At 71.0% G+C, this 25,626-nt stretch carries 20 protein-coding genes; 7 read left to right on the forward strand and 13 right to left on the reverse strand.

The features are described from left to right. Nucleotides 1-37: 37 nt before the first annotated feature. The gene (locus tag AB0G11_RS08715; RefSeq protein WP_357584808.1) at nt 38-1,267 is read right to left on the reverse strand and encodes a cytochrome P450; all 1,230 of its coding nucleotides are present in this window, start codon (nt 1,265-1,267) and stop codon (nt 38-40) included. Nucleotides 1,268-1,660: 393 nt separating this feature from the next. On the opposite strand from AB0G11_RS08715, the gene AB0G11_RS08720 reads away from it, so the two are divergent. After that, nucleotides 1,661-4,435, forward strand: a complete 2,775-nt coding sequence (locus AB0G11_RS08720; RefSeq protein ID WP_357584810.1) for an AAA family ATPase — start codon at nt 1,661-1,663, stop codon at nt 4,433-4,435. Between the two features lie 121 nt (nt 4,436-4,556). Here the strand turns inward: AB0G11_RS08720 and AB0G11_RS08725 are convergent, their stop codons facing one another. The 6 genes from AB0G11_RS08725 to AB0G11_RS08750 all read right to left on the reverse strand — a co-directional run bounded on the left by AB0G11_RS08725 (nt 4,557) and on the right by AB0G11_RS08750 (nt 9,869). Beyond that, nucleotides 4,557-5,279: an alpha/beta hydrolase gene (locus tag AB0G11_RS08725; protein ID WP_219499308.1), complete on the reverse strand. Its 723-nt coding sequence runs from the start codon at nt 5,277-5,279 to the stop codon at nt 4,557-4,559. Continuing rightward, nucleotides 5,276-6,238 (reverse strand): alpha/beta hydrolase, encoded by a 963-nt coding sequence (locus AB0G11_RS08730; protein ID WP_357584812.1) that lies wholly within the window; start codon nt 6,236-6,238, stop codon nt 5,276-5,278. The genes AB0G11_RS08725 and AB0G11_RS08730 overlap by 4 nt, the downstream gene beginning before the upstream one ends. Next, nucleotides 6,235-7,995 (reverse strand): ferritin-like domain-containing protein, encoded by a 1,761-nt coding sequence (locus tag AB0G11_RS08735; RefSeq protein ID WP_357584814.1) that lies wholly within the window; start codon nt 7,993-7,995, stop codon nt 6,235-6,237. The genes AB0G11_RS08730 and AB0G11_RS08735 overlap by 4 nt, the downstream gene beginning before the upstream one ends. Beyond that, a complete protein-coding gene (locus AB0G11_RS08740) occupies nt 7,940-8,161 on the reverse strand; it encodes a hypothetical protein (protein WP_357584816.1) in 222 nt (73 codons plus the stop codon). Before AB0G11_RS08740 ends, AB0G11_RS08735 begins: the two co-directional genes overlap by 56 nt. A 72-nt stretch (nt 8,162-8,233) precedes the next feature. Then, complete coding sequence (locus tag AB0G11_RS08745) at nt 8,234-8,983, reverse strand: SDR family oxidoreductase (protein ID WP_219499296.1); 750 nt, start codon at nt 8,981-8,983, stop codon at nt 8,234-8,236. 151 nt (nt 8,984-9,134) lie between these two features. Beyond that, on the reverse strand, nt 9,135-9,869 hold the full coding sequence (locus tag AB0G11_RS08750) for an SDR family NAD(P)-dependent oxidoreductase (protein WP_219499294.1): 735 nt from the start codon (nt 9,867-9,869) through the stop codon (nt 9,135-9,137). A gap of 90 nt (nt 9,870-9,959) precedes the next feature. Between AB0G11_RS08750 and AB0G11_RS08755 the strand changes: the two genes are divergently transcribed. Next, entirely contained in the window at nt 9,960-10,586 is a 627-nt protein-coding gene (locus AB0G11_RS08755) for a TetR/AcrR family transcriptional regulator (RefSeq protein ID WP_219499291.1), read from the forward strand. An 89-nt stretch (nt 10,587-10,675) separates the two neighbouring features. On the opposite strand, the gene AB0G11_RS08760 is transcribed toward AB0G11_RS08755, so the two are convergent. From AB0G11_RS08760 to AB0G11_RS08770, 3 genes are read right to left on the reverse strand one after another with little or no spacing between them, the layout of a single operon-like run. After that, the gene (locus AB0G11_RS08760) at nt 10,676-10,936 is read right to left on the reverse strand and encodes a hypothetical protein (RefSeq protein ID WP_219499289.1); all 261 of its coding nucleotides are present in this window, start codon (nt 10,934-10,936) and stop codon (nt 10,676-10,678) included. Between the two features lie 22 nt (nt 10,937-10,958). Continuing rightward, nucleotides 10,959-12,632: a sodium:solute symporter family protein gene (locus AB0G11_RS08765; protein ID WP_219499287.1), complete on the reverse strand. Its 1,674-nt coding sequence runs from the start codon at nt 12,630-12,632 to the stop codon at nt 10,959-10,961. 52 nt (nt 12,633-12,684) lie between these two features. Continuing rightward, complete coding sequence (locus tag AB0G11_RS08770; protein WP_357584818.1) at nt 12,685-13,731, reverse strand: ferritin-like protein; 1,047 nt, start codon at nt 13,729-13,731, stop codon at nt 12,685-12,687. Nucleotides 13,732-13,971: 240 nt separating this feature from the next. Between AB0G11_RS08770 and AB0G11_RS08775 the strand changes: the two genes are divergently transcribed. Beyond that, complete coding sequence (locus AB0G11_RS08775; RefSeq protein ID WP_219499282.1) at nt 13,972-14,283, forward strand: UBP-type zinc finger domain-containing protein; 312 nt, start codon at nt 13,972-13,974, stop codon at nt 14,281-14,283. Here AB0G11_RS08775 and AB0G11_RS08780 read toward each other — a convergent pair. Further along, nucleotides 14,273-17,074, reverse strand: coding sequence for an AAA family ATPase (locus AB0G11_RS08780; protein WP_357584820.1), 2,802 nt, complete (start codon nt 17,072-17,074; stop codon nt 14,273-14,275). The genes AB0G11_RS08775 and AB0G11_RS08780 overlap by 11 nt on opposite strands. 295 nt (nt 17,075-17,369) lie before the next feature. Continuing rightward, on the reverse strand, nt 17,370-19,691 hold the full coding sequence (locus AB0G11_RS08785) for a helix-turn-helix domain-containing protein (RefSeq protein WP_357584822.1): 2,322 nt from the start codon (nt 19,689-19,691) through the stop codon (nt 17,370-17,372). A 91-nt stretch (nt 19,692-19,782) separates the two neighbouring features. Here AB0G11_RS08785 and AB0G11_RS08790 point away from each other — a divergent pair, with 91 nt between their 5' ends. Further along, entirely contained in the window at nt 19,783-22,614 is a 2,832-nt protein-coding gene (locus tag AB0G11_RS08790; protein WP_357584824.1) for an AAA family ATPase, read from the forward strand. A gap of 34 nt (nt 22,615-22,648) precedes the next feature. Beyond that, on the forward strand, nt 22,649-23,473 hold the full coding sequence (locus AB0G11_RS08795; protein WP_357584826.1) for an alpha/beta hydrolase: 825 nt from the start codon (nt 22,649-22,651) through the stop codon (nt 23,471-23,473). An 84-nt stretch (nt 23,474-23,557) separates the two neighbouring features. Here AB0G11_RS08795 and AB0G11_RS08800 read toward each other — a convergent pair whose 3' ends face one another. After that, a complete protein-coding gene (locus AB0G11_RS08800) occupies nt 23,558-24,193 on the reverse strand; it encodes a sigma-70 family RNA polymerase sigma factor (RefSeq protein ID WP_219499268.1) in 636 nt (211 codons plus the stop codon). A gap of 270 nt (nt 24,194-24,463) precedes the next feature. Here AB0G11_RS08800 and AB0G11_RS08805 point away from each other — a divergent pair, with 270 nt between their 5' ends. Together AB0G11_RS08805 and AB0G11_RS08810 are read left to right on the forward strand one after the other, a co-directional pair. Next, nucleotides 24,464-25,282: an alpha/beta hydrolase gene (locus AB0G11_RS08805; RefSeq protein WP_357584828.1), complete on the forward strand. Its 819-nt coding sequence runs from the start codon at nt 24,464-24,466 to the stop codon at nt 25,280-25,282. Nucleotides 25,283-25,356: 74 nt separating this feature from the next. After that, complete coding sequence (locus AB0G11_RS08810; RefSeq protein WP_357584829.1) at nt 25,357-25,623, forward strand: WhiB family transcriptional regulator; 267 nt, start codon at nt 25,357-25,359, stop codon at nt 25,621-25,623. Nucleotides 25,624-25,626 lie beyond the last annotated feature (3 nt).

Raw genomic sequence — 25,626 nt, forward strand, 5'->3', positions numbered from 1 at the left:
CGCTGATCTTCGCGTGGGCCGTCCAGGCAGAAGATGATCAGGCGAGGGGACGCAGGCGGACGGGGAGCTCCTGGTGGCCGTTGCTGATGAGGGTGGGCATCGGCCGTAACGTGGCAGCCGGTGCCGCGAGTGACATGGCGGGGAAACGCTCGAAGAGCTGGCGCAGGGCTTCGGCTACTTCGAGGCGGGCCAGGGGCGCGCCGAGGCAGAAGTGCACGCCGTGGCCGAACGCCAGATGGTCCTTCACCTTACGGGTGACGTCGAAGGTGTCGGCGTCCGGCCCGTGCCAGTCCGGGTCGCGGTTGGCGGCCCCGTAGGCGGCGAGGATGGGGTCGCCGGCGGCGATGATCTGCCCGTCGGGCAGTTCGAGGTCGGTGACGGCGAAGCGCAGCGGCAGGTATTTGATGGCGGGCTCGGCGCGAAGGGTCTCCTCCACCACGTCCTCCCAGGCGGCCTGGCCGGTGCGGACGAGATCGAGCTGCTCCGGGGACGTCAACATCGCGAAGACGGCCTGGTCGATGACGTTGACGGTCGTTTCGTACCCGGCGTTGATCATCAGAATCATCGTGTCGCGGAGTTCGACGTCGGTGAATCCGTCGCCACCCGACTCCTCATCACGTGCCGCGATGAGCAGGGAGGTCATGTCGTCGCCGGGGTCGCCGCGCTTGATGGCGATCAGCTGGTCGGTGACCTCGAAGAGGCGTGCGGCGTTGGCCTGGGCCTGCTCGGGGGTGAGGGTGCTGTCGAAGACGTTGTCGACGATCTGGCGGAAGTCGTCCCGCTGCTCCTCCGGTACGCCCATCAGATGGCCGATCACGGCGATGGGCAGCGGGTAGGCCAGTCGCTCGCGCAGGTCCACCACGTGGCCTGGGGGCACCGTGGCCAGGTCGTCGATCAGCTCGGTCACCAGGGATCGGATGGTCGGCTTCAGTTCGGCGACACGGCGTGCGCTGAGGGCGGGGGCGACCATCCGCCGTAGCCTGCGGTGGTCGGCTCCGTACGCGGTGAGCATGCTCTGCACCTCGATCCACAGGGCGAGCGGCCATGTCCTGATCGTCCGCGCGAAGGCCGGGTAGTGAGCACGGCCGTTCTTGGAGACATCGGGGCTCATCAGCAGGCTCTTGAGAAGGGCGGGATCGCTGACCGCCCAGGCTCGCAGGCCGAGGACGTCCACAGGAGTGGCTGGGCCCAGGGCGCGCAGGGCCCGATATTCGGCGTGCCGGTCAGCACCGGCGGGGTCGATGACGAACGGGAGCGGCTGGGACATTCTTCTTCTCCTTCAAGCGATAGGCGACGTCTTACGGTGTTGCCGACACAGGGTTGACCGGATAACCCGGGCGATACGTGACAAGGCGCCGGGGTGACATCCCTGTCCAGCCGCAGGCGCCGACCACGAACGGGTCCTGCCATCCAGGGACATTGCTGTCATCCGTAGCAGGCGGATAAGCTGCTCGCCTACGCGTGATGTCTCGCTGGCTGCATCGACCCTCGTCCCGACAACGGTGAGCAGAGATCCCGGTCACGGCCGCGTGTCCGGCAGATCGGGGGTACGGGCGATGCCGAGTCGTCACGCCGAGATCACCCAGGGCGGGAGCCTGGCGCCGGTCTACCGGGTCGAGCCTGGAGGCGTCGATGCCGAGCCGCCGGCGGGGCGGCGCTGATGGTCGGCAGGCGTCCCAGGACACAGCTGCGCGGCCGGCAGATCGAGTGCGAGGCGCTGAGCCAGGTCATGACCACCGTACGGGGCGGCCGTAGCTCGGTGCTGGTCCTGCGTGGTGAGGCAGGCATCGGCAAGACGGCGCTGCTGGAGTACGCGCGTGACAGCGCGTCCGGCTGCCGGGTGGTCAGAGCGGCGGGTGTCGAGTCCGAGATGGAGCTGGCCTTCGGCGGGCTGCACCAGGTGTGTGTCCCGCTTCTGGATCAGCTCGGCCGCCTGCCGGAGCCGCAGCGTGACGCGCTCGAGACGGCGTTCGGCCTGAGCACGGGCTCTCCACCGGACCGCTTCCTCGTCGGGCTCGCCGTGCTCGGCCTGCTCGCCGCCGCGGCCGAGAAGGAACCGCTGGTGTGCCTCGTCGACGACGTCCAATGGCTGGATCAGATCTCCGCGCAGACCCTCGCCTTCGTCGCGCGGCGGCTGCTCGCCGAGCCGATCGGGCTGGTGCTCGCGGTGCGCCCGCCTGGCCTCGACGCCGAGTTGGCGAGGCTCCCACGGCTCGACGTGGCGCGGTTGAGCGACAGCGACGCCCGCGCCCTGCTGGACTCCGTGATCCCCGGCCGGCTGGATGATCGGGTGCGGGATCGGATCCTCGCTGAGACGCAGGGCAATCCGTTGGCGCTGGTGGAGCTGCCGCGGGGGCTGACGCCGGCGGAGCTGGCCGGCGGGTTCGCCCGTCCGGACGCTCGGCCGCTGACCAGCCAGATCGAGGAAAGCTTCCTGCGGCGAGTACGGTCGCTGCCGCCCCATACACAGCGGCTGCTGGTCATCGCCGCAGCCGAGCCGGTGGGCGACCTGGGCTTGCTGAACCGGGCGGCCGAGCTGCTGGGCATCGACGCGACCGCCGCGTCACCGGCAGAAGCGGCGGGGCTGATCACCATCGGGACCCGGGTGCGGTTCCGTCATCCACTCGTGCGTTCGGCGGCCTATCGGGTGGCGATCCCGGGCGAACGACAGCGGGCGCATCGGGCACTGGCCGACGCGACCGATCCGCGGGCTGATCCCGATCGGCGGGCCTGGCATCTGGCCAACGCGTCGGCCGGCCCCGATGAGACGGTGGCCGCCGAGCTGGAGCGTTCCGCCGAGCGAGCGCGGGTACGCGGCGGGGTCGCGGCGTCGGCCGCGTTCCTGGAGCGGGCGGCCGAGCTGACCCCCGACGCCGCGCGCCGCGGCGCCAGGGCTCTGGCGGCGGCCCAGGCGAAGTATCAGGCCGGCGGATACGACGCGGCGCTCGAACTGCTCGACGCGGCCGAGCTCAGCCCCCTCGACGAACGCCTGCTCGCCCGATCCAGCCTGCTTCGCGGCCAGATCGTCTTCACCTCCAGGAGCGCCAGCGCCGCCCTGCCCCTGCTGCTCGACGCGGCCAGGCGCCTGGAGCCACTGGACGCCGGGGCGGCCCGCGAAACCTACCGTGACGCGCTGTACGCGGCTCTCACCGCCGGCCGGCTGGCGGACGGCGCGCAGATGGCGGACGTGGCCAAGGCCACCCTCGCCGCGCCGCCCGGGCCGCCGCCTGAGCGCAACGACCTGCTGCTGAACGGCCTGGCGGTGGCGACCATCGACGGGTACCCGGCGGGCATGCCGATGCTGCGTCAGGCCATGGCCGCCTTCCGCACCGCGGAACTCTCCACGCAAGAGGGCCTGGGCTGGCTCCCGCTCGCCGCCCGCATGGCGCACAACATCTGGGACTTCGACAGCTACCTGACGCTCTCGGCGAAGCTGGTCGAGATCGTCAGGGAGTCGGGGGCGCTGTCGGCGCTGCCGTCGGCTCTCCTGCTCCACCTGTCGGCCCGCGTGCTGGCCGGCGAACTCACCGCCGCCGACGCGCTGGTCGCCGAGGCGACCACGATCGGCGAGGTGTTGGGCAGCAGCTTCTTCGCCCAGTACGGAGCCCTGGTGGTCGCGCCGTGGCGGGGCGGAGAGGCCGAGACTCGTGAGGCGATCCAGGCGATCACACGGGACGTGGCACTGGCGGGCGAAGGAAAGGTGGCCACCGCCACCCAGTGGGCCACTTCGGTGCTCTGCAACGGCCTCGGCCGCTACGAGGAGGCCTTCGTCGCCGCCTCGCGCGGCGCCGAGCATCCCAAGGAACTCGGCCTGTCCACCTGGTCCATGATCGAATTGGTCGAAGCCGCCGCCCGGAGCGGGCAGCAGGCCCGCGCGGCCGAAGTCGCCGGCCGGCTCGATGAGATGGCGCGGGCCAGCGGCACCGACTGGGCCCTGGGCACCTCGGCGAGCATGCGCGCCCTGGCGGGCGTCGGATCGGAAACCGACGATCTCTACGGTGAGGCGATCGTGCGGCTCGACCGCGCCGGCGTCCGGATCGCGCTCGCCCGCACCCGGCTGCTCTACGGCGAGTGGCTGCGCCGGGAGAATCGCCGCGTCGACGCCCGCGAGCAGTTGAGCCTCGCCCACAAGATGCTCGACCAGATGGGTGCCACGGCGTTCGCCGAACGCGCCCGCCGTGAGCTGCAGGCCACCGGCGAGACGATCCGCAGGCGCCCGGACAGGGCGACGTCCGAGGTCGCGCTCACCGCCCAGGAAACGCAGATCGCGCGGCTGGCCGGTCAGGGGCTGACGAACGCCGAGATCAGCGCCCAGTTGTTCATCAGCCCGCACACCGTCGAGTGGCACCTGCGCAAGGTCTTCGCCAAGCTCGGCATCGCCTCCCGCAAGCAACTGCGGGGGACTCCGCCTGAAGGGACGACGGCGACGGCCTGACCGGCCTTCCGGTGCGGGGCGGCTGCTTCGGCCACTTCCCCTGGTCGTCCTGGGCGGTGTCGACCGGTTCGTGAGAGCATGATCCGGCCGGCGACGGAGGTCGCCGGTCGGATCGGCGCCGTCAGCCGTTCACGTGGCCGACGGCGTCGAGGATGACAGCGCAGACGGCGTCGGGCTGGGACACCGCAAGCGCGTGCGAGGCGCCGGGCACCAGCCTGGTCCCCCGCGAGCCGGCCCGGTCCGCCATGAACCGGACCGTCTCGGCCGGGATGTTGAGATCGCGCTCGCCGTACACGAACCAGGACGGCAGGGAGCGCCATGCGGGCCGGCCGGTCAGCCCGTCGGTCAGAGCCCGCTCGGTCACCGGCCGCTGGGTCGCCCCCATGAGCGCGGCTTCGTCGGCATCGAGGTCGGCGCAGAACTGCCCGTGGAACTTCTCCTCCGCGATGCGCAACTCGTTGCCTCCGGAGGAGACCGGATATGCCTCCAGCGCGCTGCCCAGGGTGCTGCCCTCGAACTTGGCCGAAAGCAGCAACGCGCTCTCGCCGGAGTCGGGGGCGAAGGCGGCGACGTAGACCAGCGCGCGCACGGCGGGGTTGTCCGCCGCTGCCTGGCTAATCACCATGCCGCCGTAGGAGTGGCCGACCAGGACGACCGGGCTGCCGAGGCCGGCGATCACGTCACGCAGGTACGCGGCGTCGCCCTCGACGCTGCGCAGCGGGTTCGCCACGGCCACGGCCCGCCGGCCACGGCCGTTCAGGAGCTTGATCACGCCGTTCCAGCTGGCGGACTCGGCGAACGCGCCGTGGACCAGGACGACGACCGGTTCTTCCTTGCTGGTCACGACTCCGCCTTTCCGTGGTTCAGGACGGCCTTGAGGACGTCGGCGGCCTGGGCGACGGCAGCGCCGGCCGCGGCGGTCGGCCGCACGGGGTTGAGCATCATGAAGTCGTGCAGGGTGCCGTTGTAGCGGACGCTGGTGGTGGACACTCCTGCCTCGGTCAGCTTGCGTGCGTAGGCCTCGCCTTCGTCGCGCAGCACGTCGTTCTCGTCCACGATCAGGAACGCGGGCGGCAGCCCCTTGAGCTCCTCGGCGTTGGCACGCAGCGGTGAGGCGGTGATCTCGGCGCGCTGGGCGGGGTCGGTGGTGTAGGCGTCCCAGAACCAGGCCATGGCCTTGGCCGTCAGGTACGGCCCGTCGGCGAACTCCCGGTAGCTGCCGGTGTCCTGGCCCGCGTCGGTCACCGGGTAGTACAGCGACTGGTGCACGAACCGCACGTCACCGCGCCGCTTGGCCAGGATGGTCAGCGCCGCCGCCATGTTCCCGCCGACCGAATCGCCGGCCACCGCGAGCCGGGAGGCGTCCAGGCCCTCCGCCGCGCCGTCCCTGATGATCCACTGCGCGGTCGCGTACGCCTGCTCGATCGCCACCGGGTATCGCGCCTCCGGTGAACGGTCGTACTCCACGAAGACCACCGCCGCGCCCGCCCCCACGGCCAGTTCTCGCACGAGCCGGTCATGGGTGCCCGCGTTGCCCAGCACCCATCCGCCGCCGTGCACGTACAGCACGACGGGCAGCACTCCGGACGACCCGGCGGGCTTGACGATCTTGACCCGCACGTCCCCCGCCTCGGCCGGCACGACGATCCACTTCTCGTCCACGTCCGGCTTGTCGATCGGGGCCGCCTGCAGGTCGTCCAGCACCTTGCGGGCACCCTCGACCCCCAGTTCGTACAGGAACGGCGGCTTCGAGGTCGCCTCCGCCAGATCCCGTGCGGCCGGTTCCAGAATGTGTTCACTCATGACGTCTCTCCTTGTTCGCGGTCGGTCTCCCGGAAGCCGATCTCCCGGTGAGTGCTGTCACACAGCGGTTTGTTGGCGGAGCGGCCGCAGCGACACAGCGTCACCCGGTTGCGGACCTCCAGCGGCCGGCCGTCCGAGCGCACGACCGGCAGTCCTCCGGTGACCCACAGCGCGCTGGCCAGGCCGTCCTCCTCTTCCAGGACCGCGATGGCCCGCGGGAGGTCGGCCTCGACCGTCTCGCCGCCGCGTTCGAGGGCATAGCTGTAGGAGCCGGAGGCGCAGTGGTCGATGCGGCCCATGACGGCGGCGCGCACGTCACTGTCGCCGGTGTCGGCGAGCATCGAGGCGATCGGCCGGGTACGGCCGAGACAGAAGCCGGTGTGGATGCACAGTTCCCCCACCCGCTGCGCCGAGATCCCCACCCCGTCGTGGACGTGCTGCAGCTCCCGGTACGGCCGCATGGGGGCGTTCTCGGTGCCGTCGAACCCGATCACGGCGTGGGTCCCGTCGCAGAACGGCTTGGCACCCGAATGACCGCAGCGGCACAGCGCGTAGGTCTCCTCGGTTTCCAGAGGCTCGCCGGTCTGCCAGGTCACCGCGTCGTTCTCCGAGGAGACGATTTTGCGTTTGCGCCGGAGCGGTACGCCGCCGTACACGACATACGGGCCGTCGCGCAGGACGACGATCCGCTGCCGACCACCGGGAACGGGCGCCGTGTACTCGAAGGTGGGGCCGTCCGCGCCCGGCATCCTCATCAGGGCCTGGGCTTGGGCCTTGAGGCTGTACATGGTGCCGGTGGCGACCTTGAGCAACTTCGGGCTGCCGTTGAAGGCCTGCTCCAGCTGGTGCAGCATGGCGCAGTAGGTGGTGTTGAACTCGTCCTGGGCGGCGCGGGCCTCGGTGCCGGGGGCGGCGGGCCGCGGGTTGGGCCTCATCGGCAGGATGCCTGCCGGGTCCACCTGGATCGGCTCGCCGGTGGGGCCCGTCCTCGGGGTGTCACCCCGCTGGTAGCGCCGGCCGAGTTTGAGCTCCTGGAAGCGGTAGTAGTGCGCCACCTCGTCCCGGTCGGGGTGGAAGACGTCCGGGTCGCCGTCCCACACCTCACCCGCCGAGGCGCCCTCGCCCTGCTCGACGATCTCCCCCAGCGCGGCCAGCGCCGACTCCAGGCCGTCGACCACGGCCAGACGCCCGGCCGTGTGCCTGAAGTGGGCGGCGCCGACCTGGCGGGCCGGGTCGCCGCAGAAGACGTCGCGCTCCCCGAGCCGGTCGCACAGGTCCCGCAGCCCCTGTTCGATCGCGCCGTAGAACTGCCCGATCGTCTCATAGCCGTCGGCCTCCACCGGCGCGCCTGGCGGCGCGGGCTGTTCGACGCGCATGAACATGTCGAGTGCCTCGTCGCCGAACGGGAGGAGCGCCAGCCTCAGCGAGGGGTCGCCGTGAGGGAGGGGCCGGGGATGCGGCGGGAGCATCCGCGGCGTGTCGAGGCGGGGGCTTCCGCCGACGGCGTTGAGCAGGTTCGCCGCCAGCGCCAGGTGCAGCATCTCTTCGGCGAAGACGCTGCCCACGACCCGAACCGCTTCGGGGTTCTTCTCCGGATCCAGGGAGTACAGCGCGCACAGGTAGGGCGGCAGCGTCGCGTGCTCCAGCTCGATCGCCCACTGGAGATGCTCACGGAGGCTTTCGAGCGTGCGGATCCGCGCCTCAGTCGGCATGGTCGCCCGGCCGGACGTCGTGTTCCAGCGCTTCGACGGCGTCATGGAGACCCCGCAGGCCGATCTGCTCGCGCCGGGCCTCCAGCGGGTCGAACAGCCAGTCGGTGACCGGCGTGGCGGCGGCTTCCTCCGGACGGCTCTCCTCGATCATGACCACTTCGGCCTCGATCACGACCTTGAGCTCATGCAGGAAGTTCGGCTCACTGCTCATGATGGCTCCCGCGTTCGTTGGGTGGATGGACCTCGCCGGACGGCGTCGGCCGACGCCGTCCGGCGAGGGAGGCTACTTCGTGCTTCCGTCAAGCCAGGCGCGGTAGCTGATCTGGCCGAACGTGGCGCCGCCGGCGGGCACCAGGGTGCGCTCGCCGGGCACGCTGCCGAAGTAGCGGGCCTGGGGGTCGGAAACGACCGGGCGGGCGTCGCCCCAGGCGGAGAGGGCTTTGCGGAAGAACTCGTCCATCCAGTACTGCTCAGGCCCGGCGATCTCGGTCCTGCCGTTCAGCGGGCTGCCGACCGCCGTACGGCCGACGGCCTGGGCGACCTCCTCGCCGGCGACGGGCTGGAAGCGCACGGGCGCGATGTGCACCTCGCCGTCGACGGTGGAGGTGTCGGCGATGCTGCGGATGAACTCGTAGAACTGCGTGGCGTGGACGAGGGAATAGGGGATGCCTGACTTCTCGATCAACTGCTCTTGAGCGATCTTCGCGGCGAAATAGGCGTTCTCCGGCAGCCGTTCGGTTCCGACCACCGAGAGCGCGACATGGTGCTCCACGCCCGCCGCGGCTTCGGCGGCCAGCAGGTTGCGGGTCGAGGTCTCGAAGAAGTCGAGTACGGCGGCGCGTTCGAAGGAGGGGGAGTTGGACACGTCCACCACCACGTCCGCGCCCGCCAGCGCCTGGGGCAGCCCTTCGCCGGTCAGCGTGTTGACGCCGGTGTTCGGGGCCGCAGCCACCGCTTCGTGGCCGTGCTCGCCCAGCTTGGTGACGACCTTCGACCCGATCAGGCCGGTTCCGCCGATGACGACCACCTTCATGGTGTTGCCCTCTCTGTCCGCCGGGCGCTGTCCGTCCCGGTCGCAGCTAAGACCGGCCAGCCCCCCGCAGTCGTGACGAACACCGCGAAAAATCCTGATCGCCGACGGAACGTCGGCCCGGAGCGCAGGGGGCGGGCGTCCACCACGGCGCTCAACGGGTCTGGTCGGTGGGGCGGATGAGGATCTCGTTGACCGCGACGTGCGCAGGCTGGGTGACCGCGTACACGACGGCCTCGGCGATGTCGCCCGGCCGCAGCGTGCGCATGGAGGAGGCCATCTCCTGGGCGGCCGCCCGCATCGCGGGGTCGGAGATGTGCCCGGACAACTCGGTGGCCACGAATCCGGGTTCGACGACCACGACGCGCACGCCCTGGGCGGTGACCTCCTGCCGCAGCGACTCGGCGAAGGCGGTGATGCCGAACTTCGTCGCGGAGTAGACGCCGTTGCCCGCGGACGCGATCCGGCCCGAGGTCGAGGAGACCTGGACGACCGTCCCCTTGCTCTCCAGCAGGTACGGCAGCGCCGCGTGGACCGTGTACATCGACCCCAGCAGGTTGGTGTCGACCATGCGCGTCCATTCCGAGACGTCGGCGCCCAGGAGAGGGCCGGCGAGCATCAGCCCGGCGTTGTTCACCAGGATGTCCAGGGCGCCGAAGCGCCCGACGGTCGCCGCCACCGCGGCTCGTACCGAGTTCTGGTCGGTCACGTCCAGGTCGAGGGTCAGCATCTCGCCGGGCGCCTTGCGGGCCAGGGACTCCAGCCGGTCGACGCGCCGGGCTCCGGCCGCTACGAGTGCCCCCTCCGTGGAGAGGGCGAGCGCGGTGGCTTCCCCGATGCCCGACGACGCTCCGGTGATGAGGGCGACCTTCCCGTCCAGCAGGTTCATGTTCTTCCTTTCGGCAGCAAACGGACCGTGCGGTCACCTTTACTCTAACGCCGAAACGGACCATGCGGTCACTTTGGCTAGACTGGCCGCATGACTGGGACGACGCCACGCAGCGACGCGGTGCGCAACCGCCGGCTACTGCTGGAGGCCGGGGCCAGGACGTTCGCCGAGCGTGGGGTCGGGGTGTCCATCGCGGAGATCGCGCAGTGCGCCGGACTGGGAAAGGGCACCGTCTTCCGGCACTTCTCCTCCAAGGAGGAACTGCTTGCGGCGATCATGCTCGGCATGCTGGACGAGCTGGTGGACACCGCCAGCACGTTGCTCACAGCTGACGATGCCGGCGGCGCGCTGCGCGCATTCATGACCGAGAGCGTGCAGATCTTCGTCAGGGACCGCGCCTTCTGTGAGGTCGTCGGGCGGCCGTCCATACAGCTCCCGCAGGTACGTGAGGCGATCGACCGCCTCTGCGAAGCCGCGGAAACGCTCACCGCCCGCGCCCGGGAGCAGGGCGCCGTGCGCCCGGACCTCACCGGCGTCGACGTCATACTCCTGCTCAGCGGCATCAAGCACACCGCGGAGCCGCTGCTCGCCGCCGAGCCGCAGGCCTGGCGCCGGTATCTCGAACTGGCCTTCGACGGCATCAGCAGCCGGGCGGGGCAGGCGCTGCCGTACCCTCCGCCCGGCCACCTGCCTCTGGACGGCCCCCGCCCCGGGTGATCGTCACATCTTCGGAGTAACCCGGTCCGGTCCTTCGAGGTCGGCGTCGTAGGCGTCCTTGCCCGGTGGAACGTCCGGAGTCACACCGGTCATTCAATGACCACAGGTCGTAGGCGTACAGACACCGCGAAGGCCACGGCGATGACCACCATGCCGATGCCGGCCCACAGATTGGCGTTCACGTCACCGGTCTTGGCCCGATCCGACGCCGAGTCCACGACGAGACCCATGATGATCAGCACGATGCCGTAGAACCCGATCAAACCCGCGATGAACACGCGCACGTCGAAGGCCCCGGCCCTGCGCGGTCCAGCATGTTCGCCGCCGGTGGCGGCCCGTTCGTCTGTCATGTGCCGGTTCCTTTCAGGACGGTCATCTGAAGATCACGTTGAGCGCGGTGACGAGCACGAGGGAGATACCCGCGAGCTTCACCGGCGCGCGGTACCAGGGCAACCGGCTCGCCGCCGGATCGGTGCGCTGTTGCCTGGGCGTCTCCGACAGGACGAGCCCTCCGAGTTCGCTCGCCGGCTTGGGCGGGGTCATCAGGCTGACCAGGACGCTGACGGTGATGTCGACGACGAAGGCCGCGCCCGCGGCCACGAACGCCGCCCCCTGACCGGGCAGGGAGAAGACGCCCACCTCGTTGAGCAACCAAACGGTCACCGCGCCCAGCGTCCCGGACACCAGCCCCACCCAGCCGGCGGTCGCGGTCATCCGCTTCCAGAAGATGCCCAGGATGAAGGTGGCGAACAGCGGAGCGTTGAAGAAGCCGAACAGCGTCTGGAGATAGGTCATCAGGTTGCCGTAGCCGGCGGCGATGAAGGCGGTGCCGATGGCCAGGCCCGTCGCACCGACCGTGGCCCACCGGCCGACTTTCAGGTAGTAACCGTCGGAGCGGCCCTTCTTCACGTACTGCTGCCACAGGTCGTAGCTGAAGACGGTGTTGAAGGCGGAGATGTTGGCCGCCATGCCGGCCATGAACGCGGCGAGCAGACCCGTCAGGGCGATGCCGAGCAGCCCTGTGGGGAGCACGTCGCGGATGAGCAGCAGGATCGAGTCGTTGTAGGTGATCCCGGCGGCCTGGTCGCCCGCCTTGAGCCGCATCACCTCGGGCACCAGGACTCCGGCGATCATCCCGGGGATCACGACGATGAACGGGATGAACATCTTCGGGAACGAGGCGATGATCGGCGTACTGCGTGCCGCGGACATCGATTTGGTGGCCATCGCGCGCTGGACCTCGACGAAGTTGGTCGTCCAGTAGCCGAAGGAGAGCACGAAGCCGAGGCCGAAGACGATGCCGACGACGGACAGGACCGAGTTGCCGAACCCGGCCAGTTCGTTGCCCGGCCACGAGTTGAGCTGTTCCGCACCGCCGCCGACGGATGTCCGCACCTTGTCGATCAGCCCGTCCACGCCTCCGACGCGGTGCAGCCCGATGAGGGTGAGCGGCAGCAGCGCGGCAACGATGACGAAGAACTGCAGGACCTCGTTGTAGATGGCCGCGGACAGGCCGCCGAGGGTGATGTAGCTGAGGACGATCGCGGCGGCGAGGAGCAGGGCTACCCACAGCGGCCAGCCGAGCAGGCCGTTCACGACGGTGGCCAGGAGGAACAGGTTGATCCCCGCGATGAGGATCTGGGCCAGGGCGAAGCTGATCGCGTTCACCAGGTGCGCGCCGGGACCGAAGCGGCGGCGCATGAACTCGGGGACGCTGCGCACCTTGGACCCGTAGTAGAAGGGCATCATGACGACGCCCAGGAAGAGCATGGCCGGGATGGCGCCGATCCAGTAGTAGTGCATGGTCGGCATGCCGTATTCAGCCCCGTTGGCCGACATGCCGATGATTTCGACAGCGCCGAGGTTGGCTGAGATGAACGCCAGCCCGGTGATCCAGGCGGGCAGCGACCGCCCGGACAGGAGGAAGTCGAGACTGCTGGAGACCCTCCGGCGGGCCGCCACCCCGATCAGCAGGACCACGGCGAAGTAGACGAAGATCAGCAGGTAGTCGACGATCCCGGCGCCGATCCTCAGCGGGTCGTCCACCGGGACTCCTCCGGCAGATGCGCGACGCACACGGCGTCGAGGAGGTGCCTGCTCATCGTGTGCCCCTGTCGTCTGTGTACTCGAAAGTGGGTCCGGCCCCGCCGGGCATCTCCATCAGTGCCTGCGCCTGCCTCTTGAGCGTGAACATGGTGCTGGTGGCGTCCGCGAGCTGCTTCGGGCTCCCGTTGAATGCCTGCTCCAGCAGTTGCAGGAGATCGCGATAGGTGCGGTTGAACTCCTCCTGCGCGGTTCGGGTCGCACTTCCCGGCGCGGCGGGTCGCGGGTTGCGGCTCATCGGGCGCACCCCCGCCAGGTCCACGGAGATCTTCTCCCCGGTGGGCCCTGACTCCGAGGTGTCGCCTCGCCGGTAGCGGCGACCGAGTTTCAGCTCCTGGAAGCGGTAGTAGTGGGCGACCTCATCGCGCTCCGGGTGGAAGACGTCGTGCTCGCCGTCCCAGATCGAGCCGCCGGCCGCACCTTCGCCCTGCTCGACGATCTCCTTCAGCGCGCCCAGGGCGGACTCGAGATCCTCGACCGCGAACAGTGATCCGCCGGTGTGCCGGAAGTGGGCGCCACTGATCTGGCGGGCCGGATCGCCGCTGAAGACGGCCTCCTCGCCGAGCCGATCGCACAGGTACCTGAGTCCCTGCTCGATCGCCGCGTAGAACTGCCCGATCGTCGCGTAGCGGTCGCCCTCCGGCGGCGCGCCCGGCGGAGCGGGTCGTTCGAGACGCAGGAACATCTCCAGCGCTTCGGCCCCGAACGCGACCAGCGACACCTCGAAGGAAGGGTCACCGTGCGGCAGCCTTCGCGGGTACGGCGTGAGCATCTCCGGCGTGTCCAGCAGCGGTCGTCCGCCGACGGCGTTGAGCAGGTTCGCGGCCAGCGCCAGGTGCAGCATCTCCTCGACGAAGACGCTGCCCACCACCTGGGCCGCCTCAGGGTTGCGCTCGGGATCCAGCGAGTAGAGCGCGGTCAGGTACGGCGGCAGCGTCGCGTGCTCCAGCTCGATCGCCCACTGAAGGTGCTCGCGCAGGCTGTCGAGCGTGCCGATCCGCGGCGTCGCTTCCTGCGAATTCTCGTGCGCCATCGGCGTCATGCCCCGGTGCTCCTGCGGCGGGCGCGGCGGCTCGCGCGCGGCCTCGGTTCGTTGCCCGTCACCACGAACCCCTTTCTGACTGCCGGGCGACCCGTTTGCCACCCGATCGCCAGCTAGGACAAAACAGCTTCAGGGGTTGTGACAACCCCCGGAAAGTTCCCTCGCACCGTCCGCTGACGGTCAGACACTCACGCCTTCGTGCGATGTGTACGGCGCTGCGGCGAGAGGACATTCGACGACATGAACATCACGTACCTCGATGCCCCTTGCCTCCATGTGCGCGGAACGCAGCCGCCCGTCCCCGCCGGTCACGTCGACGGCTGCGAGGATTGCCAGAAGTCAGGCGGCCGCTGGGTGGAACTGCGCGAGTGCCTGACCTGCGGCTACGTCGGCTGCTGTGACACCTCTCCCGGCCGGCACGCCGCCGCGCACTGGGCCGAGACCACTCACCCTGCGACCGCCTCGCTGGAGCCGGGCGACCGGTGGGGCTGGTGCTACGCCGACCGGCGCTATCTCAGGTCGGTACGGCGGAGCCGCCGGATCATCGCGTGACGGAGTCGTGTTCGAGGACCAGCCGGGTGAGTTCGACCCGTGAGCTGATCCCGAGTTTGGCGAAGGCGTGCCACAGGTGGGTGCTGACGGTGTGCGGCGACAGGTAGAGCTGGTCGGCGACCTGCTTGTTGGTGGCGCCACCCGCGACCAGCCTGACGATCTGCAGTTCGGAGGCGGTGAGGCTGTCCCAGCCCGCGGTGGGTCTGCTGGGGACGTCGCGTGACCGTCGCTGCCCCAGGCCCCTGAGGCGGTCACGCACGCGGGAGGCGTCGTGTTCCGCCTCGGCCTGCTCGTAGAGGCGCAGGGCCGCGTCCAGCTCGACGACCGTGCCCGTGTCCTCCAGAGCTCCCGCCAGCACGAGCGGCCGGGGGATGTCGTGGTACAGCTCTATGGCGCGGGCCAGCAGACCGGCGTCGCCGTCCACAAGGGCGCGGGCGTGCACGGCCGTGGCCTCGTAGATCGGAACGCCGGGGTTCTCGCGGTGACGGGTCTCGGCGAACTCGGTGACCAGGGACGCGCGGGCATGGTCACCGGCCCTCAGCGCCATCCTGACGAGGACGGGCTCGTCGGCTGGGTCGGGCGGGGAAGCCAGCGACGAGGTCGGGCGATAGTAGGAAGCCACGGCCTCGCCGGTCAGGTCCATGGCCAGGGCGAGGTCGCCCTCGTCTGCGGCGATCTGCGCAGCGAGCCACGCTCCCGACCGCCGTACATGTCCGGCCTCGGTCTCCATGATGGACGCGGCGAACTCCCGGGCGCGTGACAGGTCCTGCGGGTCGCCGGTGTGCAGGGCGACGCGGCCCAGCACGTAGCGGGTCGAGACGTCGTCGAAATTGCCCCGGCCGAATTCGTCGGACATGGTCAGGACGGCCTCGGCTTCGGCGCGCGCGTCGCTGAGCCGGCCCGCGTCCAGATAGATCCGGCAGCGGGCCATACCGAGCATCCTCAGCATGCCGGCCTGTCCGTGATGCTGTGCCCGGCGTACGCCGTCATCCGCCTGGGCAAGCGCTTCCTCCACCCGCCCCAGCGTGGTGAGCAGCAGGGCTCTCCAGACGCCGGGCAGCCACAGCCCTCCGGAGCTGACGTCGCCCGCCGCGGCGACCGCCTGGTCGATGAGGTCGACCGCACGGCGGGCGGCGAGCCGGCGGTTGGCGATGATCGAGCCCACGCCCAGCAGCGTGGCCCGCGACGCCTGGTCGGCCGCCTGATCCGCAGTGGCCAGCGCGGCCGGGATCAGGTCTTCCGCCTCGGCGGTCTCATCGGCGTCGATGAAGGCGAGGTTGAAGGCCAGCATGGCCATCAACTGGGCACGGATGCGGGGCGGCAGCCCCGGCAGGGCCACTCCGGCGCGGCTGTGTCGTACGGCCTCGCTGAAGGAACGCCGGTTGGCCTCGATCGCCAGGCCCAGCCTGATGCCCGCCTCGACCTCGACGGGCAGTGGCCGGAGCAGCGCGCTCTCGGCCAGTGCGACGGCTTCGCCCGCGTGGCCCGTCTGGGAGAACAGCGGCAGAGCCTCGGCGATGAGGCCCGCCTCCCCCAAGGGGTCCAGGGCGGACAGCTCGATCGCGCGGCGGCTCATCTGCACGGCGGCCGACGGTGCGACGTCCGCCAGGTCGCGGGCGGCCTGGCGGAGCAGCGTGATGGCGGCGCGGTCGCCGGGCTCGGCGGTCTCGGCCAGGTCGGCGGCGATCCGCGCGACCGGGACGCCCTGAGCGAGCCGCAGGTCGACGGCCTGGCGGCGGAGCGCCTTGCGCAGGGTCGCGGGCAGGGCCGCCTGGATCGACTCACGGATCAGATCGTGGCTGAAGACCAGCGCGCTGTCGCGTTCGACCAGAAGATCCGCCGACAGCAGTTCCTCCAGCGATTCCAGCAGCGTGACGGCGGATTCTCCGATGAGTTCGGCGAGCTGGTCGATGGAGACGGTCCTGCCCAGGACCGAGGCGATCTGCGCGGCCTTCCTGGCCAGCGGGGAGACCTGCTCCAGGCGGTGCTGAACCGAGGCGTGGAACCGCAGCGGCACGCGCTGCCGGGTCAGCCGGGCGACACCGTCGGCGACAGTGACCCCTCCCTCGTCGAGCATGCCGTTGATCAGCTCGGTGAGCAGCAGCGGGCGCCCCTCGGCCCGCTGCGCGAGCTGCAGAATGGCGCCGTCGGGAGTGGCCGCGAGCAGGTCGCCGGTCATCGCGGCGACCGCCTTGCCCCCCAAGGGGGCGAGCGTGAGCTGCTGCCCTCCGGGCTGGGCCAGTGCGAAGATCGTGGCGCGGACGTCGGGGCTGAGCGGCCCGGTCCGCGCGGCGAGGATCCAGGCGATGGGATGCAGGGACAGCCGACGCGGCAGGGTGCGCAGGGCCAGCAGGGTGCCCTCGTCGCACCACTGCAGGTCGTCGATGACGATCACCAGCGGCGCGGCCAGCGCGGCGCGCTCCAGGTGCTCGAGAAGCTCCTGCAGGAACCAGTACGTCCCCGGAGCCGCCTGGGCCGTGCCGGCCGGGATGATCTGGTCGGAGCCGGAGTGCAGCGCGCCGAGCAGGGCGCCGAAGGGGATGGTCTGCCCGTCCGGGTCGCCGCCGCCGTGGATGACGCGCAGCCCCGCCTCCTCGGCCATCTGCCGCGCCTCGGTGAGCATGCGGGTCTTGCCGATGCCAGGACTGCCCTGGATGAGGGTCGTCGTGCCCCGGCCGCGGGTCAGCGCGGCCAGATGGGTACGCAGGGCGGCGACCTCGGACTGCCGCCCGCGCAGCCGGTACCGTCCGTGCTCGGCCGAGGCGCCGATCTTCGATTCACGTGCGTTCACGTTGCCCTCTGTTCGGTGACGTCAATGGCGGATGCCGCGGCGGGTCGTCGACGGTCAGGAGATCCGGGAGGACGTCGCCGGTGAGGCTCGCTGCCAGGTCAGAGCCGGCGGCGGCCACCCGGTGCCCTCTCCGGAGCGCTTCACGGCGACGTGCCGCCCCGTGCCGCGTGCGGCTCCCGTGACGAACCAGACGGCCATACGTGTCCACCCGAGGTCGGCCTCCTCCGGCGGGAGGCGGTGTGGACCACGGTGTCAGTTCTGTGTGGTGCGATACATCGCACGAACATGCGATGTCTCATTCGGCTGCTTCGAGCTCCTTGAGCACCTCGGCGGCCTTGTCGCCGTCGCCCTCCTCCTCGTAGAGCCGGGCCGCCTCGGCCAGCGCATGGCGGGCCTCCGCGATCCGGCCCGCGCACCGCAGCGCGGTGCCGAGCCTGTGCTGGGTGAGCGCCACCGAGAAGGGCAGCGGGTGGACGCTCAGCTGTGGCATGGCCTGCTGGTAGGCCTCGACCGCCTCTTCCCAGCGCTGGAGCGTCAGGTAGGTGGTGCCGAGATGGCCCAGGGCGGCCCCGAGCATGTAGGTGGTGACGATCGGGAACCCGCCGAAAGCGGGATCACGGAGTTCGGCCACCAGCGCGAGGTTGCGCTCCAAGGCGTCCTCCGGGCGGCCGGCCCGGCGCAGGGCGTGGACCTCGGCGAGCACGGCCTGGGGGTAGTTCTTCAGATCGCCGCCCCGCAGGGCTAGGCGGGCGCCCTGGCGGGCGTGCTCCAGCTCCTGCTCCAGTCTCGCCGGATCGCTGCGCAGAGCCCAGGCGAGGTGGACCAGAGCCACTCCCTGCTGAGGGAGGTCGCCGACCTCGCGGGCCAGTTCCAGCGCTCGCGAGGCGAAGGTCTCCGCGTCCTTCGTCCGGCCTTCGCACACGTACATCGTCCAGGCCAGCTGGTTGAGCTGCGCCGCTTCCTCCCGCCGGTCGCCGGTGGCCCGGGCCGCTTCGGTGGACAGCGTGAACACCTCGGCCCAGTGCCCCCACTTGGGCCACTGGTCCGGGAACCCCTTCATGGATCCGGCCACCTCGACCACTGTCGTGTGCTCTCCGCGTCGTGCCGCCGAGCGCAGCGCCTCCAACCAGGCCGCGCCTTCCGCCTGCAGCCAGGCGCGTGCCTCGGCCCGGCTGTCGAGCGCGACGAGGGAACGCCGCTCCGGCGGCAGCGTGCCGTGCTCGGGCTCGAACCAGCGCCCGGCGGCCACCGCCACCTCCAGGAGCCAGCTCTCCATCCGCGAGCGCGACGCCTCCCGCTCCTGGGCCGGCTCCTCCTGCTCCAGCCGGGCACGGGCATAAAGCCGGACGAGGTCGTGGAAGCGGTAGCGGCCGGCGTACGGGGAGCTGAGCAGCCCCAGGTCGACCAGTTCCTCCAGTGCGTCCTCGGCGTCGTCCACGTCGAGCTGGGTCAGGACGGCGGTCATCGGGATGCCGAAATCGGACCCCACGGCCAGCGCGAGCCGCCGGAAGGTCTGCCGGGCGGCGGGGGTGAGCTGCTCGTAGGACAGCGCGAAGGCGGCGGCGACGTGCAGGCCCCCGGCTGCCAGCGCGTCCAGGCGGTGATCCTCGTCGGCGAGCCGGCCGGTGAGCTGCCTGATCGTCCAGCCCGGACGGCTCTGCAGCCGGTTGCCCGCGATGCGTATGGCCAGCGGCAGATGGCCGCACAACCGGGCGAGTTCGTCGACGGCCTTGAGGTCGGCCACCGAGCGGGCCTCGCCGACGATGGCACGCAGCAGCTCGGCCGCCTCCGGCCCGGCGAGCTGGGTCAGCGGGATCTGGCGCGCCCCCTCCAGCCCGGCCAGCGGACGGCGGCTGGTGATGAGGACCATGCTCGGCCCGTCCCCCGGCAGCAGCGGGCGTACGTGGCTCTCGCTCTCCGCGTTGTCCAGCACGATGAGGCAGCGCCGCTCGCGCAGCAGCGCCCGGTAGTGCCCGGCGCCTTCCTGCTCGTCGGCCGGGATGTTGCGCTCGGCCACGCCCAGCGCCCTGAGCAGCTGCGACAGGCCGTTCGAGCTGGTCAGCGGGATGGCGTCCATGCCTCGCAGGTCGAGGAAGAAGCGGCCGTCGGGGAACAGGTCCGCCAACTGCCCGGCGGCGTGCACGGCCAGCGCGCTCTTGCCCATGCCCGCCGTGCCCGAGATGGTGACGATCGCGGCAGTCTCGTCCGCGCGGGAGCGCCGGGTGGCCAAGTCGCGCAGCACGCCCAGCTCGCGCTCACGACCGGTGAAGTCACCGACACCGCGGGGCAGTTCGCAGATCCCGGCGGTGGAGGGAGCGGCGCGCGGCCGGCCGGCGCGGGCTGCGGCGAGGAGCGCGTCGCGGTCCGCCTGCGACAGCCGCAGCGCCTCGGCGAGCGCGGCGACGGTACGGCCCTGCGGCCCTCGGCTGACGCCGCGTTCCATGTCGCCGATGGCACGCACGCTCACCCCCGAAGCATGCGAGAGCCCCTCGATCGTCAGGTCCGCGGCCAGTCTGTGGGCTCTCAGCAGTGCTCCGAAAGAGTCGCTCACCCCTGCTCGCTTTCCCGGCAGAAGGCAGAATCGGCCACTTCTGCCTGTCGTTCTGCCTCGTCCCACTAAGCCCCGTTTGATTCCATTGTCCTACACGATCTCCGCCTGAAAACGGCACCTCCGGCCGGGCGCCACACCACGGAAACGGAACGAGCACATGAGCCTCAACAACGCGGTAGCGGGCTTCTCGGTCCCTTCTGAGCGTCGCTCCGCCGCAGACGCCTTCCCCACGATGCCGCTGCGCGGCCGTGAGCCCGAGCTGTCGTTGCTGCGTGACCGGCTGCACGACCTGCGGCGAGGGCACGGCGGAGCCGTTCTGATCGAGGGGGCGCCGGGGACGGGCAAGTCACGTCTGCTCGCGGAGGTCGCCGATCTGGCCGCGGCCGGCAGTCTGCGCGTCAGGGCAGGCGCCGGCACGCAGGACGGGCATGCCGTACCTTTCGCCCCCCTGCTGGACGCGCTGCTGTCCGGCCCGGCGCCGCTCGTGGCGCGCGAGAGGTTGCTGGCGCTCAGTGAGGCGGAGGAACAGCGTTTCTGGCTGCTGCGGGAGCTGCAGCACGAGCTGGAGAGAGCCGCGTCGGCTGCTCCGCTGGTGATACTTATGGACGATCTGCAGTGGTGTGACGCGGCCACCCGCAGCGCCCTTCGCACGCTGCCCACCCGCCTGTCCGGCCGGCCCATCCTGTGGGTGCTGGCCATCCGCGAACAGCATCAGGCCGGTACGGCACGCGCCTGGCCTGCGGAGCGGATCGTGCTGCGACCGCTGTCGACGAAGGCCGTGGCGCTCCTGGCCCAGGACATCCTGCAGGCCGTCGCCGAACCCGTACTGCTCGAACTCGCCAGGAAGGCCGACGGCCGGCCGCTGCTCCTTGTCGAGTTGCTGAACGGCATGCGCGAGGAAGGCGCCATCCTCATCCAGGACGGGATGGCGCATCTCACGGCGGCCGAGGGCATCCCCATGCGCTTCCGCTCTTCGATCCGGCAGCGCCTCGACCGGCTCTCGCCGCTGGCCCGCGACAGCGTCCGCTTCGCGGCCATGCTGGGCCGCGACGCCGACGTCGACGTCCTGGCCGAACTTCTGCGGTGCTCCCCCGTCGACCTGATGGGCCCGCTGCAGGAGGCTCTGCGCGCCGACCTGCTGACCGACCTCGACGGCCGGCTCGCCCTGCGCAACGACCTGGTCCGCGAGGCCGTACGGAACAGCGTGCCCGCCGCGTTCAAGGACCTCATCCGCCGTCAGGCCGTCGATGTGCGGCTGCGGCGCGGCGCGGCGGCCATGGAAGTGGCCGCCGACCTGGCGGAGGTCGCCCAGCCGGGCGACCACGAAGCCGTCTCGCTGCTGCGCCGGGCCGCCACCGACCTCGCGCCCACCTCCCCCGCCGCCGCGGCCGCCCTGAGCGGCCGAGCTCTGGAACTCGCCCCCGCCGACCACCCCGACCGCCCGGCACTGATCGCCGAGACCGCCGTCCTGCTGTGGCTGACCGGCCACGACGACGAAGCCCGTGCGACGGCTGCCGGCGCCCTGGCCGGGCTGCTGGAACCGGAAGGCGAGGCGCAGGTACGGCTCAGCCTGGCCAGGCTGTCGAGCCAGAGCTCGTTCGCCGAGGCGGTCAGGCAGTGCCGGGTTGCGCTGGCCCTGCCAGGGCTGTCGGAGACGACCCTGGCACACCTGCTCACCCTGCAGGCCCTCTCTCTCGTCGTGGCCGGCGACGTCGAGGAGACCGGTCGCGCCGCCGAGGCGGCGTTGCTCGCCGGCGGCTACTGCGGCAATCGCGCCATCGAGGCCACCGCGATGGCGGTGGAGGCCACGCTCTCGTTCCACCGCACGGACTGGCGGCATGCCTTCGACCGGCAGGACGAGGCGGTACGGCTGGCGACCGACGCGGGCATCCTGCACTCGCCCTGGATCCCCGGGCCGTCCTGGCAGAGCTTCCTGTGGAGCTCGGCGGGCGAACCCCTGCGCGGGCTCGAGGAGATCGACCTCGCCCTGGGAAGAGCGCGGACACACGGACAGGTGGCCGCGGCGCGCATGTGGTCGCTATACCGCGTCCGTATGCTGCTCGACGCCGGGCGGCTGGCCGGCGCCCGTGCCGAGGCGGAAGCCGCCCTGGCCGAGGAGGGCGCGACGGGGAACACCGCCGACGTGACCGCCCGCTACGCCCTGGGCCGCTCGGCCCTGTACGCGGGTGACCGTCTCGGCATCGCCCAGCTGGCCTCCGACGGCCTGCGCATGACAGGTGACGAGGCTCCCTTCGTCACCAGGGCAGGCTCCTGGATGCTCGCTCTGGTAGCCGACTGCGACGACGACCCGGCACGCGCCCTGGCCCACGCCGCGGCGGCGGTCGCGCTGGGCCCGGACGGCGCGACGGGGGCGACCCCCCTGGACGCGGCCGACGACGTGGTGTTCGTCCGCATGGCCCTGCGCGCCGGTGACCGCGAGGCGGCCGTGCGCATGGTCTGCGAGACCGAGGCCCGGGCCGGGCGCAACCCCGGATTTCCGTTCCTGACCGCTGTCGCGGAACACGCCCGCGGACTGCTCGACGACGACGCGGCCCTGCTCTCACGTGCCGCGGAACGGTTCGCCGGCTTCCCCCGGCCGATCGTGCGCGCATCGGCGCTGGAAGACGCCGGCCGTGCCCTGGCGGCCACGGATCGGCGGGCCGCCGTCGCCCGCCTGAAAACGGCGTCGGAGCTGTACGAGCAGGCCGGAGCGTTGCGGGACGCGGCCCGGGTGCGGCGGCGGCTGCGCGAGGCCGGGATACGCCGGCGTGGCCGCAAGTCCGGCGCCGCCCACGGCTGGGACGGGCTGACCGCCGCCGAACTGCAGGTGGTCAGGCACGTGGCCCAAGGCGCCACGAACCGGCAGGTCGCGGAGCGGCTGTTCCTGTCGCCGCACACCGTCAACACCCACCTCCGTCATGCCTACACCAAGCTGGACGTCAATTCGCGCGTGGAACTGACCCGGCTGGTCGTGGAGCACGACGGCTGACCCGGTACCCCAACGGAAAGGAAGCTGCGACTTCATGGCCTACCTGCCTGTAGGCGTCGACCACGGCCATACCCCGGTCGAGCTCTGCTACGAGGACTACGGTGACGGTCGTCCCGTGGTCCTGCTCCATGACTGGCCGCTGTCCAGACATATGTGGGCGGCACAAGTGCCCGCGCTGGTGGAGGCCGGGTATCGCGTGATCACCTACGATCGCCGGGGATTCGGCGACTCCACCCGTCCCTGGGGCGGCTACGGCTACGACAACCTGGCCGGCGATCTCCGCGCGATGCTCGAGGGGTTGGAGCTGACCGACGCGACGCTGGTGGGAGCGGGGATGGGCGCGGCGGAAATCGCACGCTATCTCACCCGGTACGGCCCGGCAGGGATCGCGGGGGTCGTCCTGGTGGGGGCCGCGCTGCCGTACCTGTATCGCTCCTACGGCAACCCGCAGGGCCCCTGGACCCCCGAGCACTTCGACCATCTCAGGGCGCGGCTCGGCACCGACAGGTTCACCATGATCGACTCCTACGTGACCCGGATGTTCCGGGCCGGCGCCCGCGTACTGCTGAGCGACCTCCACCGCGGCCACTACCGCGACCAGGGAGCCGCCGCGTCGCCGCAGGCGCTCGACGCCGGGCTGGCGACGCTGGCGCGCAGCGATCTGCGCGCCGAACTCGCCCTGCCGGTGCCGGCCCTGATCATTCACGGTGAGGACGACGAGATCGCCCCGTTCGCGGCCACGGGCGCACGCATCGGCTGCGCTGACGTGGAGGTGATCCAGGGCGCGCCGCACGGCTGCCAGGCCACGCACCCCCTGCGCTTCAACCGCACGCTGCTCCGGTTCCTTGCCGGCAGCTGACGCGGCGAGCACTTACCGAGCCTGATCGCGACCTGTTCCGGCTGGATGACCGCGTGGACGACGCCCCCTCCACCGTGTCGCTCATCACGCACTCCTTCTCATGGAGATGTCGGCGGCGAGAAACCCTTCCAGCTCGGCCAGGTCGCCGGTCCGCGTCGCATCGAGAAACACCTGCACGAGGCGCTGATACTCGGTGATGTCCACCGGTCTGCGCCGCCCGGTCTCGATGCGTTCGCGGGCTCGCCGTACGAGCTGCCGCGCATACGCCGCGTCCAGGTGAAGGACCTCGGAGATGCGTCGGTAGGGGTAGTCGAAGGCCTTGCGCAGGAGGTAGGCGGCCCGCTCGGCGGGCGACAGCTTCTCCAGCAGCACCCGGACCGCGAGATCTACGGCCTCGTGCTGCTCGGCCGCCGAATCGGGACCGGCGCTGCCCTCGTTCCTTTCGGCCAGCCAGGGGCCGGGGAACGTCTCACGGCGCATGCGCGCGGACTGGACGACGTTGAGAGAGAGCCTGACGGTGGTCTTCGCAAGGAACGCGGGCGCGTTGACGATGGCCGAGCGGTCGGCGCGCTCCCACCGCAGCCACGCCTCCTGCACCACGTCCTCGGCCTCGCCCGCGTCCCCGAGATAGCGGTAGGCGATCGCGAAGAGCCGCGGTCGTGTGGTGATGAACGCAGCTTCGCGGTTGACGTTCTCCGTGAAATGGCCGATGGGGATCATTCGTCTCTCCAGCTGAGGGCCTGCATCAGTCGGATCCCAGCAAACGCCCGACGAGGTCGGACGACATCGCACGGATGCTTGACATCCGGGCGGGACGCCAGGCGGCGATGCCGGCCCGCGCGTCGCAAAGGGGCTGTGCGATCTCAAGTCTTCGTGCGATGTCCGCCGGCCGCCGTGCCGGAACCGTGGAGCATGCACCGGCAGAGGAGGTCGCCGGCGCACCCGGCACCCTCACCGGCCGTGATTCATCCCTTAACGAAAGGTCTCGTCATGCGTCATCGACCGTCCATCTGGCAGAACTCCGCCGCCGCTCTCGGCCTGGCCGCCGTCACGCTGTCCACCGCTCCCGCCATGGCCGGCACCGCCGAGGGCACCCGGCCCACGGTGGTGCTGGTCCACGGCGCCTTCGCCGACGCAAGCAGTTGGGACAGGGTCACCGCCCAGCTGCAGCGGCGCGGCTACCCGGTCGTAGCGGCCCCCAACCCGCTGCGCACCCTGTCAGGGGACGCCGCCTACATCGCGAGCATCCTCAAGGGCATTCCCGGCAAGGTGATCCTGGTCGGCCACTCCTACGGCGGCGTCGTGATCACCAACGCCGCCCGCGACGCCGACAATGTGAAGGCCCTGGTGTACGTGGCGGCGTTCCTGCCGGACAAGGGCGAGAGCACGGAGACCGTGCTGGACCCTGAGAAGTTTCCCGGCAGCCTGCTCGGCCCGGCCACGCTCGACCAGCGCCCGTACACCGACGCGGCGGGCGAGGGCGTCGACCTGTACATCAAGCCGGCCAGCTTCCCCGCGGTGTTCGCCGCCGACCTGCCCGCCGACACGGCCCGGCGGATGGCCGTGGCCCAGCGTCCCTTCGGGGTCGGCGCCTACACCGGCGTCTCGGGCGCCCCGGCGTGGAAGAAAATCCCCAGCTGGGTCATCGTCAGCGGCGAGGACAAGGCCATCGCGCCCGCAGGTCAGCGGTGGATGGCCGCGCGGGCCAAGGCTCGCACCATCGAGGTGAAGTCCTCGCACGCCATGTCGCTGAGCCACCCGTCCGTCATCACCGACGTCATCGTCGACGCCGACCGCCGTACCCGTTAACAGCCGGAGAGGGCCGGCCTGCCCGTCGTCGCGGGCGGGGCGGCCCTCCGGCGTCGAGCACACAGGTGGCGACCATGGACATCGAACCGAGGCTGACACTCCGCTGGGCCGACCACGGGGCCTGCGCGAACAGCGATCCCGACCTGTTCTTCCCGCTCACCTGGGACGGCAGGCCCGCCCCGCACACCGCCCTGGCCCGGCGGATCTGCATGAGCTGCCCGGTGCGCGTGCCCTGCCTGACCTGGGCCGTCGAGACCGGCGAACCGGAAGGCATGTGGGGCGGCACCACACCGGACGAGCGTCGCCGCATGCGCTCCAGGCGGCTCAAGAAGACCGGCTGAACT

This window comes from Nonomuraea sp. NPDC023979 (genome assembly GCF_040639085.1).
GTDB classification, from domain to species: Bacteria; Actinomycetota; Actinomycetes; order Streptosporangiales; family Streptosporangiaceae; genus Nonomuraea; species Nonomuraea ceibae.